We start from the raw sequence: 11,900 nt of genomic DNA on the forward strand, positions 1-11,900 counted from the left end.
TTTTATCTGAGAAAATCAAATAATGAATTCTGCATTATCCTAGCACCTACCTGAAGGCTGTACAGCAGCGAGGTTTCCTCCATCTTAAGTGCAATTGTAGTACGGGCAATATCAGCATCAGCTTTGAGAGATTTAATTTCGCTCATCCTAATATTTTCGTTAGTTAATTGTTGGAACATTGAGTCAACCCGATTATATCTTGAGCCAAAAAGTGCAATTGTATTAGTCATTTTTTGGTCATGGTCAAGTAATGTTTTTTGAAGAGAATCTATTGTATTTCTGTCAGTAGAAGTCATTTCATCTGTATCGCTGCGTAAAGTGCCATCGGCATTATATCTGACTGTATTATAAATATTTATGATATCGTTGAATAATTCCATATTACTGCCAAATAAATCCTGAGATTTGACATTAGTTACTTCAGTTGTAGCAGAATCTTTATTTACTATACGGTCATTATTATTTCCTTTGAAAATAACTTTTAATCCCGAAGGGTTTGCCGTAGTTGGTGGTACTTCAATTAATTCAAATGGTAATTCTGTAGATGAATAGGGAGCATCAAGCGGGTCAACAACTAAAGAGCCGGGATTTGTGGCTGTACCTGAGTAAAGAGTTCTGCCGTTAAAATCTGCATTTGCCTGACCTACTAAGTCCTGAAGCATTGATTTAATCTGATTAGCGTAAGTTGAAAGGCTTGATGACGACCCGGGCTGAGTTGCATCAATAGCAGTCTGACGGATTTGCTTAACTGTTGCAGACATATATTCCATGCTTTCCATAGCTACTCGCATTTCGGATAATGTTTGCTCAATTATATCAAGGAATCCATTGTTTTTACTGATTTTGGATTGCAATATTTTTATTTCGGAAAGTCTTTCGGGCTGCTCTTCAATACCTGTAATTTGTTTACCTGTAGTAAGTCTGGTTTCTTCACGAAGCTTATTATTCTGAATATTTTCGAGATGTCCCAGGTATCTTGTATATACTGACTTATTGGTAATACGCATGTCATTTACTTCCCAAGATTAATTAATGTTGTAAGAAGTTCATTCGTTACGCTGATAATTCTTGAAGAAGCTTCAAATGCTTTTTGAAATTTTATGAGGTTTACAGCTTCTTCATCAAGATTAACACCCATCAGACTTTCTCTTTGAGTATTGAGTTGCTCGTCAATCAGCTTGCTGTTTGAATAGCCATTCACTGCCTGACGCGCTTCACTTCCTACTCGTGCAATAAAAGAAGAATAATACTCGATTGGGTTCTGGTTATTAAGAAAGCTTTTATCTTCAGACATTCTGGCTAATTGTCTTGCTATGTCGGTATTGCCGGGCTCACCTGCTACTGCTGAAAGTGGTAAGTCGTAAGGATTATTGATTAAATCCGGATTAACTTGTATAGAGAAAGCATTAATGCCGGCAGATGGAGTTGCAGATAAGGCATTGTAAGGAACAAAAAATGGTCTTTCAGGAGGGCTGAGAGGGTCCGTATCGTTCGCTCCAAAGCCATTTATAATTATTTCATTGAATTTTGTTGCAAATGTATTTACAAATTCATTAAATTGTGAAGCTATTGAGAAATTATTACTTGAATCAACGGGGTCTAACAGCTCATTATAAAGTCTCATATTAGCAAAAATTTCACCTGATTGAGGCTGCAAATTTGTTTCTGTACCGGTGTCTATATCTCTGCGGAAAAGTTCGATAGTTGATTCTGTGGTCAATGGGTCTGTTACAACCCGATAATTTACTTCTGAATAGTAAACACCTGAAACGAGATTTATACCATTCAAAAATACATTAACTGTTGTATCATCATTCTGGGAAACTTTAATATCAAAAAATTTTGATAGTTCCTGAAGTTTCAATTCTCTTTGGTCAATGAACTGCATAGAGCTGTCATCGTTTTTATGACGATTGTATGCCGACAGTTTATTCAATTCGACAAGGTCTTTGAGTAGAGTATTTACTGCTTTGGTACTGTCGTTTATGGAATTTTGTGCTTCATAACGCAACTCATTTACCGAGTTTGCAATGCGATTCATACGCTCAGCAAGCGTAACTCCTGTATCTATTATATAACTTCGAAATGACAAATTATCAGGATTAAGAGCTGCCTGGTCGAAACTTTTGTAAAATTCAGTCATCAATGTATCAAGGTCGTCATTAGTTGGTTCGCCAAGTGCTGTTTCAATTCTTTTGAGGTATTGAGTATCTACATCAAATGCGGCTTTGCGTGATGTTATAGCACGAATTTCACGGTCATAGTAATCGCTGCGAAATGATTGTATCTTTTGAACAATAACACCATTGCCCATAAAGAAGCCATTTCTGCGAATCGAAATATCTTCCGATAATACCGCTGCTCTTCTTGAATATCCCGGAGTATTAACATTGGCAATATTATTGGATGTAACTTCAAGACCAAATCTTTGGGCAAGAAGAGCTTTTTTCCCTATTTCCAGTGTGCTGAAACCTGACATAATTAGTTAAGTGTTCCACTATTTACAAGTAAAAGATTCGATAATTCATCAATACCTTTAAAAACATTATCTACATTAACCTGTGAAGTTTTGTTGGCATATTCGAGATAATCCTTGCATTCCATAAGTCTGCCGACAACAGTAACGAATGCTCTGACTCGCTCTATTTTATTACGCAAGGAGAAGCCGCCCATCACATCATTTTCAAGGTCGGTAACAGTATCGAGCATTCTTCTTCTAACCTGATACAACTCATTTTCAGGTAGTAAGGTAGCAATGTTGTTAACCTGAGATTTTATTATATTCGCCTGCATCATTGCAGAATCCGCAATTGAACGTGAAGTACTCATACTATTTTCTATTAATTAATTCATACATATATTATTATACTTTAACATTACAAACATTATTTGTGCCATTTGTTAGCACACTTATAAGCTCAGTTACTGAATGTTTGGCTCTGTTAGATAAAATTCTGTTAGAAAGATTTAAGTTAAATAATTGATTTGTCAGGGAGTTCATAGAATCCTGCATTAAAGCTAAAACGCTATAATTCTCACTATCAGAGAAGTTCAATATCTGTGTCATAGTCATTTTTGCAGCAGAAGTCCTGGTTATATTTAACCACTCCATCATAAACTTTATGCGTGCATCTTCCGCTCTCTTCAAGTTGGAGAGCAGTTCTTCCTGCCTTTGGCTAATATCATCCAGGTCACCCAAATTAAGGGTAACAAGAGCTCTTTGTTGCTCTTTTGCAATGTCCACCAGCTCTTGAAGCAATTGTTCTTCGTATCTGAGATAGATCATTAATCTTTCAATCATGCCTAAATTCCTTGATTTTCAATATTTTCCGTAAGGAACTGTTGAAGATATTTGTTTACTTTTTTAATATAACCCTGTGTTTCTTTAAATGGCGGAATTCCACCATATTTTTGCACATTACCTGGTCCAGCATTATAAGCTGCAAGTGCCAGCTCCTGATTATTTCCGAATTTATCCAACATTTGTTTTAAATATCTGGCGCCTCCGAAAATATTTTGTGCAGGGTCGAATGAGTCTGTGACCCCCAAATCCCGTGCTGTACCATCCATAAGCTGCATCAATCCTTTTGCTCCTGCTTTAGATTTAGCATAATTATGTCCTGCAGATTCAGCAGTAATTACTGCTTTAATCATTTCAGGTTTAATTCCAAATCTTTCAGATGCTGCATTGATTATATTATCGTACACTTCGATACGATTCTTAACCCTGTCAAGAAAATTTCCTTTGTTTAATTCTCTCGTAGGTGCGACTTTTTCTAAGTTCTGAGCCACTTCAGCAGTTTTTCTCTCAGGTCTTTGCTTTGGCTGAATTTCAACTACCGGCTTTGGTTGTGATATAATTCTGGCTATAGGTAAATCTTCACCTGTCAAAAACTGATAGACTTTTTCTGCTATGCCAATACCTTTTCCCTGATCTGAAATTTGTTCAGCAAAAAGCATATCTGAATATTCCTGCAGAGGGGCACTATACTCACTGTCTTTGTTTTCAAGCAATGCAGATTTCATTTCCTTTAGCATCATATTAACAAACATTGCCTCAAAGCCTCTCGATACCTCAGCAAATTTTCGTTTTTCAATATCAGAAAGATTATTAGAGTTAGTAGTTTCAGCTTTACGGTTGAGCTCCTCTGTTCGCTTAGTGAGCAGAGTGTTCATAGCATTTAGTTCAATATGGTTACCGAAATCATTCATATTTATTATTGTACTATTAATTCACCTTGAAGTGAGCCGGATTCTTTTAGTGCCTGGAAAATTGAAATCAAATCTCTTGGGCTGACTTTCAATAAATTCAGAGCATTTGCCAAATCCTGTACTGTCGGACCCTGAACAACAAGGGGTACTGACTCTCTAAGCTCTTCTCTTGCATTAACTGAAGCCACTTCTGCTTGTTGAGGAGGTGGCCTGATTGTGAATGGTGCCTGATCAGGAAATAAAACATCTCTCTGAATAGATATTTCCAATCCGCCTTGCGCTACAACCGATGGCAATAACTGAACATTGCCACCTACAACAACCGTACCTGTTCTTTCATTGATTACGATTCGTGCTACAGGATCACTTATAACATTCAGAAGTTCAATTTGAGAAATTAACTGCATTAATTGAGTTTGTGTCTGATTATCAGGCATTTTAATTTCTACTATTCCTGAATTTACAGGTACTGCTGAATTAGCTAAACCTGATACTGAATTTACTGCATCTGCTATTCTTGCCGATGTTGTAAAATCCGGGTCCCGAAGACTAATTCTTAGAATATTTTCCTGAATAAAATTTGATTCAATATTTCTTTCAAGTATGAGCCCATTCGGAACTCTCCCTGTTGTTGTAAAGTTTCTGCTGACTTGTGAACCCAGCGATGAAAAGTCATAACCACCAACAGTAAGTGGTCCTTGTGCCATTCCCATTATAGTTCCATCGGCAGTTGATAGCGGAGTCATAATCAGTACACCACCCTGAAGCGACATTGCATCACCCATTGATGATACATTTACGTCAACTTTCGTGCCTGCCCTCATAAAACTTGGTATAGTTGCTGTAACCATAACGGCAGCAACATTTCGAACTCTGGGGTTTCTGTCAGGAACTGTCAAACCAAAACGTTTAAGCATATTCATTACAGATTGTACTGTATAAGTTGTCTGCTGATTATCGCCGGTCTGATTCAAACCTGTCACCAAGCCATATCCTACAACCTGAACCCCAGAAACTCCTTCAATTACAGCAATATCTTTAATTCTTGCTGATTCTGCGGATGTCAGAAAAATCAGCGTAAGTGAAAGATAAATCAATATGTTGAGTTGTATTTTCATTAAAACAATATTCTAATAAATTTGGTTAATAATCCGGGTTCCTGAATTTTGGATACTGTTCCATCACCTTCAATAATTAATGTCAGATCTAAAATAGAATAAGAAAAAATAGAGTTGTCAGTACCAATATCAACCGGTCTAACAATTCCTTTGAGAACTATGGTCTGAGTTTCACCATTAATTTTGGTAGTACGGGTTCCTTCTATTTGCAGATTTCCATTTTCAACTACTTCCATCACTTTCACACTTAATCTTGAGCGTATTTTTTCATTTCTTGCAGTACCTCCACGACTTTGGTGTCCTGTGCCGGTATTAATACCACCACTACCACTAACTTCTGATGAACCTGCTTTGAAATTAATCCCACCATTTACATCAGATGACCTGGTTGTGTTTGTATTGGCAGAATTATCGGCTTGAGTATCCTCCAGAATGAGTACCGTGATTGCATCACCCGGCTTGAATGCCCTGACATCCGAAAATATTGAACGTGAGTTATTCTGAATGAATTGCCCCAACGCAGTTTGCGAGACTAAAAATGTTATTATGACAAGAAGATATTTCATTACTTTTTTAAATCCTTATTTAATAGACAGGTTACCTGAATATACTAAAATCATACCATCGTCTGTTACTTTTCCTGTAAGTACTGCAGGAGAATTATCACGTTTTACGCGAACCTGTTGTCCCGGAGCGCCGTCCTGAACTGCTGTACCGGCACATCTGATTCTTACACCGCCTGACTGAACAATTATCGTTACTTTGTCGCCACGTTTTATTAGGACTTCACTGGCTAACATCTCAGGAGTTATGTAATCATCCTGCATAACTGACCTTGAAAGCTCCCTTCCAATGAATTCATTCAAGTCCAATGGTGCAGGACCTGAACTAATATTTTTTAATTTTAAAATAAAGTCTTTTTCGTTCAGTTTTGTATTTGATGGAATTGACCTTGAAGCAACCCATACTTTACTCAGAAATTTTACTCTGATATTAATTTCTATATATTTCAATAATCTTCCATTATGTGAAAATTTTAGAGCAACAGTATTAAATCCCGGGTTAATTATTTCGTCAAAAATAATTTCTGCTGATATATTATCTTCAGGAAATTCTATAGTTTTAATTCTATTTAGAAATTCAATTTCAGCTTCAGCATTGATTCTTTCTTCAGCAAGAGCAATTATTGCTTTCTCAATTCTATCTGATGAAAAAGTCGAAGCAGCATAAATATATCCATGGCTAATAAGAGCCATAAAACATATTGCAATATAATGCCAAACTACATTATAATTTCTGCTTGTCGTATTTTCTTTAAAAATTTTCATATTAGATTACTAATTATCTTTTCAATTGAACAGCTGTTGCAAGAATTTCATCAGCAGTTCTAACTGATTTTGAATTAAGTTCATAGGCACGCTGCGCATTAATCATATTAACCATTTCTTCAACGATATCAACATTAGAAGACTCAAGATGCGCCTGAATGATTTCACCTGTATTAACCGCACCCGGAATTTCAAGAAGAGGAACACCGGAAGCTGGAGTTTCGGTGAATAGATTACCACCCAATGATCGCAAACCGCCGGGATTGATAAATCTTGCCAGCTCAATCTGTCCAAGTGTCTGCTCATCGGTAGAACCATCAACTACGACGCTTACAATGCCATCTCTTGACATGTTTATCTGAACTGCATCGTTAGGAATATTTATTCCCGGCTCAAGGAAATGCCCCTGAGAATTGACTACCTGACCATTTCTGTTGAGTAGGAATGAGCCGTCTCTGGTATATACAAACGAATTATCAGGACGTCTTAAAACAAAAAATCCCTCACCATTTATTGCGATATCCAGTGGATTTTCGGTGCTTTTAATATCACCCTGCATGAACAACTTTTTTGTAGCAACAAGCTCTGTACCTGAACCAATCTGTACTTCGTTCAGAGGCTCGGCACCGGAATTAGTAGAATTGCCGGCAGGCTTTAGAGTTTCATACAGCAAATCCTGAAATTCAGGACGTGATTTCTTATAACCTGTTGTATTAATATTTGACAAGTTATTAGAAATAATTTCAACATATCTCTGTTGAGCGGCTAAGCCGGTTGATGCTGTTCTTAAAGTTTTATCCATAATATCATCCTGATATATTTTTTTCTAAATAAAGACTGCTTTCGGTACTTATACTGATTTTTTACAATTACTCTTACACAGGGAGATGTCTTTACAAAGTTTTTAAGCAGAAAATCAGTTGTTTCAAAGTACTTATCAGCAGTCTATAATTTCTCCCTCATACAACAAATTAATAGAATCTACCCAGACCGATTGATTTTTCAAGAGTATTGTCGTTGGTCTGGATAATTTTGCTTCCTACATCATAGTATCTCTGAATTTCAATCATTTGTACCATTTCCTGTACAATATTGACATTCGAGCCTTCGAGCCATCCTTGTCTGATGCTTGTTAATGCGGATTCTACTTCCTGTAGCTCCACATCATCAATGGGTTTGAATAGTGAGTTCTCCATTCTTTCAAGCTTTGCCATGTCCTCGGGGATAACCACAGCAATTCTTCCTATTTCAAAATCATTTACAAAAACTTCCCCGGTTTGAGCTATCCTTATGCTCCTGGAAGTATTGTCACCGGTTACGGCATGACGGGAGAAAAATTCCCTTTGTAAGCTGATAGGACCATCGGCACCCATAAGCTTTTTACCATCCATGGATGTTATTATCCCGTCACCCGATAACCTGAAATTTCCTGCACGAGTCAGGTATTTATTATCACCCTCATCCGTAAGAGTGAAAAATCCATCGCCTTCTATTGCCAGATCAAATGGGTTTTCAGTAAAACGCATATCGCCCTGAGAAAAGTCATAATACTGAGTCGCAGGTATGTCACGCTGTTCTACATCGCCCTCAATGTTTTGAAAATTATTTCCGGCTTCAATGAGATTCCTTTCAAATACAGTTGCTCTCTTATATCCAGGGGTTGAAGCATTGGCAATATTATTTGCCGTTACCTCAAGTCTGGTCATTTGAGATTGCATTCCAAGTGCTGCCGTGAATATTTCTTTTACCATCTGTATTTCAATCTAATAATAATAATTCAAAATTTTATCAACAAGCATTATGCCATCGAAAAATTGTTTAATTAATTATGTTATTGTAGTAGAATGGTAAACAGTTGATAAAATTGGACTTAATAGTAGAATAATGTTATTAATCTATAAGATTTGTTTCTCATCAGATTCATCATAAAATAGTATATTTTTAGCCATTGGCGAATATTGACAATTTGAGTTTTATTTAGTAGTTTGTTTCAGTCAGTGTATTCTGAATTTCAATTCTATGAGGGTAAACTAAAATAAAAAGTACTGCCTTTTCCAATTTCACTCTCCACCCAAATTTTTCCACCAAGAACATCTGCAAGTCCTTTTGCTATTGCAAGACCAAGTCCGGATCCTTCATATCCACGACTAATTGATAAATCTGCCTGATAGAAACGCTCGAATATTTTTTTAATGGAAGTTTCGGGAATCCCAATTCCTGTATCTCTTACAAAAAATTCAATTTCCTTATCCTTTTGGTAAAAACCAATTTCACAATACCCTGAAGATGTAAATTTTAGAGCATTATTGACAAAAGAATTAATAATTTGATAAATAATTTTTTCATCACTTATAATTACCATTTCCTCGTATTTTTTTTCAATAACAATTCTTAGTTCAACATTTCTACCATTAAAATAGTGATAATAATAATCATATATATTATTAATTATATTCAGAGGCATACATTCATATTTAATTATTTCTGTTAATCCTGAATCAATTTTAGAAATCCTTATAATGTCATCAACAGTATTAAGTAGTCTTGTAGTACTTTGATTTAACAATTGAATGTATTCCTCCTTGCTTTCATTATTGACTTCCATTGTTATTAGTTTGGAAAGTCCTATAATCTCATTGATTGGAGTGCGGATCTCATGAGAAACATTCTGTAAGAATGCAGTTTTTAATCTGTCACTTTCTTCTGCTTTCTCTTTAGCTAATTCAAGGTCATAATTTGTTTGACGCAACACCTCATTGAGCTGCATATACTCTTCGTATTGTCTTTCTAATTGCGAATTGGTTTCAACAAGTTCTTCAACAGCTTTTTTTCTTTCAGTAATGTCATCAGTGATTGTGGCGAATCTGTTTTTACCAATTGGTACTACAGATATTCTGAAGTATTTACTCATTGCCTCATAATATGTTTCAAAACGAAGTGGATTATTTGAAAGCGCCACATCAGTAAAATCTTTCAAAAAAGGTGGCTCAGATGAGTTATAAACAACATCCGCAGTTTTATTGATTGCATCTTCCTTGGCTATTCCCGTTACTCTTGTAAATGCTTTATTGCAGTCTGTAATTACATAATTAATTGCCTCTCCTTTCTCATTGAAAACTACTTCATGCAAAACTACCATATCAGTCATTTCTTCAAATAATGCTGTTATTTTAGTTTGATGTTCTTCCAAATCTCTGCTTTTTATTTTAATTTGCTCGTCTAACAATAAATTCAAATGGCTGAGTTTTTCTGAATTAGTCTGTAAATTAATATTAAGCCAGTAATTCCTTCTGTTTATTAATTCCAAATAATAAGCACCAAACATACCAATAATATTTGCAGATATGAAAAAGAAATTATATTTTAGCATTAATTCAAAAAAATTATCCATTAAATAAAAGAAAGTAGCATTAAATATTACTAAAAGAGTAATTCCACCAATAGCAGCCATTATAAATCTGATTTTGATAAAGAAATATCCGGCAAAGAAAACAAGCATCAGCCCACCATAATATGAAATATCATCAGGCACAAAAAGAAGCATAATTATTATACCCGCACCTCCAAGCAGGAATGACATTAATATCAAATATTGCCAAATCTTTATGAAATGCTTTGTATAAGACAAAAACAAAACAAATAGTAAGAATGGAATTACTACTAAATATCTAATATATAAGAAATAGTTCAAATTCTCACCTGCTACAATCCAGTCTAAAAAACCAAATATTCCGTATAGAAAAACAAGCACAACGAATGCTATTCTGAAAATTTTAATTGAATCATTCAGAAAGTACTCCTGATATTTCTCTTCAATTTCTTTTGGAAATGATAAAGTTAATAAACTAAGTTTCATTTGTTTATAAATTTCTTTCATTTTGTATTCTCTTTAACTATCGGTAAACTAAAATAAAACGTACTGCCTTTTCCGACTTCGCTTTCCACCCAAATTTTTCCACCGTGTATTTCTACAAATTCTTTGCATAGAATGAGTCCTAAGCCGGTGCCTCTCTCACCGTAAGTTCCTACGGTACTGAAGCTGCTATCAATTTTGAAGAGCTCGCTAATTATTTCAGGAATGATTCCGATGCCTGAGTCTCGAACGTAGATTATAGGTTCTTTATCAGCGGATTGTTTTACACCTATAGCAATTTCACCTTCAAATGGGGTAAACTTGATGGCATTTGACAGTAAGTTCCTCAAAATAGTAGTGAACATATTTACATCAGCATATATAATTATTCCTGATGGAATATCATTTATCATACTGATTTTTTTTTGCTCAGCTATTGTTTTAAAAATTTCTGAAGTATAAATATAAATATCTTTTAAATCAACTTCAACAGGATTAAATGATATTGTTTTGTTTTGACTCCGGCTCCAGGAAAGCAAATCTTGGGTTAGAGCCAAAATATTTGTGGAGGTTTCTTTCAATACATTCAGATTATCGCCCAATTCAGAAACAGGGATTTTCTTATATTTTTCGCTGATTATTTCAAGTAAGTTTTTTAAACTGCCTATAGGATTTATTAAATCGTGTGCAATAATAGAGAAGAACTTATCTTTTGTACTATTTAAAAGTTTTAGTTCTTCTGCTTGTTTTATAAGCTCCTGATTAATTTCTTCAAGTTTCTTTTGTTGAGCAAAAATTGTTTCGCGGCTTAATTGCTCATCGCCATTCTTCTTCCATAGAATAGCAGAGATTATGAAGCTTATAACAAAAATACCCAGACCATTTACACGATTAGAAAGTAAAATATTCAAATCGCTTTGTGTAAACTGAATTGAAAAGAAAAATACTATATATGATATAATGAAAATTATCAGCATTGGTACCGGAGGTAGAAGCAGAGCTATTGAAACTATCAATGGAATAATTATCAAGGGATTAATTGCAGGTGTAACAATCTGATCAAAAACTGTTAAAGACACCGCCAACAGCATTGATAGGCAGACTGCAAAATAAATTAAGTACCAAACCTGCTGAATTGGCTCTAAATCCTTTTTTAGTAGCACTTTTGAATACAACCCAAAAGCAAGTGCCAGAATACCAAAAATTCCATGGCTTATTATTATTCCAAGACGCCATATATATTCATCGCCTGTTGAATATGGCAGATTTAAATAAAACAAAATTATATGTACAATATTTATTGGAAGTATGACAAAAGGCAAATATGATAATCTTTTCAGATTTTCATTTAAAAAAATATTCGTTATTTTACTATTATAGTTTGTATTT

General features: G+C 35.0%; 12 protein-coding genes. All 12 read right to left on the bottom strand.

Going from position 1 to position 11,900, the window contains the following annotated elements; genetic code table 11:
- Window positions 1-2 precede the first annotated feature (2 nt).
- Complete coding sequence (locus KF896_16425; GenBank protein MBX3045300.1) at window positions 3-1,007, bottom strand: hypothetical protein; 1,005 nt, start codon at window positions 1,005-1,007, stop codon at window positions 3-5.
- Between the two features lie 5 nt (window positions 1,008-1,012).
- Window positions 1,013-2,479: a flagellar hook-associated protein FlgK gene (gene flgK, locus KF896_16430; GenBank protein MBX3045301.1), complete on the bottom strand. Its 1,467-nt coding sequence runs from the start codon at window positions 2,477-2,479 to the stop codon at window positions 1,013-1,015.
- A 2-nt stretch (window positions 2,480-2,481) separates the two neighbouring features.
- Window positions 2,482-2,829: a hypothetical protein gene (locus KF896_16435; GenBank protein ID MBX3045302.1), complete on the bottom strand. Its 348-nt coding sequence runs from the start codon at window positions 2,827-2,829 to the stop codon at window positions 2,482-2,484.
- Between the two features lie 34 nt (window positions 2,830-2,863).
- A complete protein-coding gene (locus tag KF896_16440; GenBank protein MBX3045303.1) occupies window positions 2,864-3,301 on the bottom strand; it encodes a flagellar protein FlgN in 438 nt (145 codons plus the stop codon).
- A gap of 2 nt (window positions 3,302-3,303) precedes the next feature.
- A complete protein-coding gene (locus tag KF896_16445) occupies window positions 3,304-3,960 on the bottom strand; it encodes a lytic transglycosylase domain-containing protein (protein ID MBX3045304.1) in 657 nt (218 codons plus the stop codon).
- A gap of 257 nt (window positions 3,961-4,217) precedes the next feature.
- Complete coding sequence (locus KF896_16450) at window positions 4,218-5,330, bottom strand: flagellar basal body P-ring protein FlgI (protein ID MBX3045305.1); 1,113 nt, start codon at window positions 5,328-5,330, stop codon at window positions 4,218-4,220.
- Complete coding sequence (locus KF896_16455) at window positions 5,330-5,896, bottom strand: flagellar basal body L-ring protein FlgH (protein ID MBX3045306.1); 567 nt, start codon at window positions 5,894-5,896, stop codon at window positions 5,330-5,332. Before KF896_16455 ends, KF896_16450 begins: the two co-directional genes overlap by 1 nt.
- Before the next feature lie 15 nt (window positions 5,897-5,911).
- Window positions 5,912-6,658, bottom strand: a complete 747-nt coding sequence (gene flgA, locus KF896_16460) for a flagellar basal body P-ring formation protein FlgA (GenBank protein ID MBX3045307.1) — start codon at window positions 6,656-6,658, stop codon at window positions 5,912-5,914.
- A gap of 13 nt (window positions 6,659-6,671) precedes the next feature.
- The gene (flgG, locus tag KF896_16465; protein MBX3045308.1) at window positions 6,672-7,460 is read right to left on the bottom strand and encodes a flagellar basal-body rod protein FlgG; all 789 of its coding nucleotides are present in this window, start codon (window positions 7,458-7,460) and stop codon (window positions 6,672-6,674) included.
- Window positions 7,461-7,629: 169 nt separating this feature from the next.
- Window positions 7,630-8,409 (bottom strand): flagellar basal-body rod protein FlgF, encoded by a 780-nt coding sequence (gene flgF / locus KF896_16470; protein MBX3045309.1) that lies wholly within the window; start codon window positions 8,407-8,409, stop codon window positions 7,630-7,632.
- Window positions 8,410-8,675: 266 nt separating this feature from the next.
- Window positions 8,676-10,535 (bottom strand): hypothetical protein, encoded by a 1,860-nt coding sequence (locus tag KF896_16475; GenBank protein MBX3045310.1) that lies wholly within the window; start codon window positions 10,533-10,535, stop codon window positions 8,676-8,678.
- Complete coding sequence (locus KF896_16480) at window positions 10,532-11,791, bottom strand: HAMP domain-containing histidine kinase (GenBank protein ID MBX3045311.1); 1,260 nt, start codon at window positions 11,789-11,791, stop codon at window positions 10,532-10,534. The genes KF896_16475 and KF896_16480 overlap by 4 nt, the downstream gene beginning before the upstream one ends.
- Between the last annotated feature and the right edge of the window lie 109 nt (window positions 11,792-11,900).

The sequence above is a fragment of the Ignavibacteriota bacterium genome (assembly GCA_019637995.1).
Lineage (GTDB): Bacteria > Bacteroidota > Ignavibacteria > Kapaibacteriales > UBA2268 > JANJTB01.

Coding starts and splice junctions, on each gene's coding strand:
- KF896_16425 (MBX3045300.1), bottom strand. CDS start 1,007: ATGCGTATTACCAATAAGTCAGTATATACAAGATACCTGGGACATCTC.
- flgK (MBX3045301.1), bottom strand. CDS start 2,479: ATGTCAGGTTTCAGCACACTGGAAATAGGGAAAAAAGCTCTTCTTGCC.
- KF896_16435 (MBX3045302.1), bottom strand. CDS start 2,829: ATGAGTACTTCACGTTCAATTGCGGATTCTGCAATGATGCAGGCGAAT.
- KF896_16440 (MBX3045303.1), bottom strand. CDS start 3,301: ATGATTGAAAGATTAATGATCTATCTCAGATACGAAGAACAATTGCTT.
- KF896_16445 (MBX3045304.1), bottom strand. CDS start 3,960: ATGCTTTTTGCTGAACAAATTTCAGATCAGGGAAAAGGTATTGGCATA.
- KF896_16450 (MBX3045305.1), bottom strand. CDS start 5,330: ATGAAAATACAACTCAACATATTGATTTATCTTTCACTTACGCTGATT.
- KF896_16455 (MBX3045306.1), bottom strand. CDS start 5,896: ATGAAATATCTTCTTGTCATAATAACATTTTTAGTCTCGCAAACTGCG.
- flgA (MBX3045307.1), bottom strand. CDS start 6,658: ATGAAAATTTTTAAAGAAAATACGACAAGCAGAAATTATAATGTAGTT.
- flgG (MBX3045308.1), bottom strand. CDS start 7,460: ATGGATAAAACTTTAAGAACAGCATCAACCGGCTTAGCCGCTCAACAG.
- flgF (MBX3045309.1), bottom strand. CDS start 8,409: ATGGTAAAAGAAATATTCACGGCAGCACTTGGAATGCAATCTCAAATG.
- KF896_16475 (MBX3045310.1), bottom strand. CDS start 10,535: ATGAAAGAAATTTATAAACAAATGAAACTTAGTTTATTAACTTTATCA.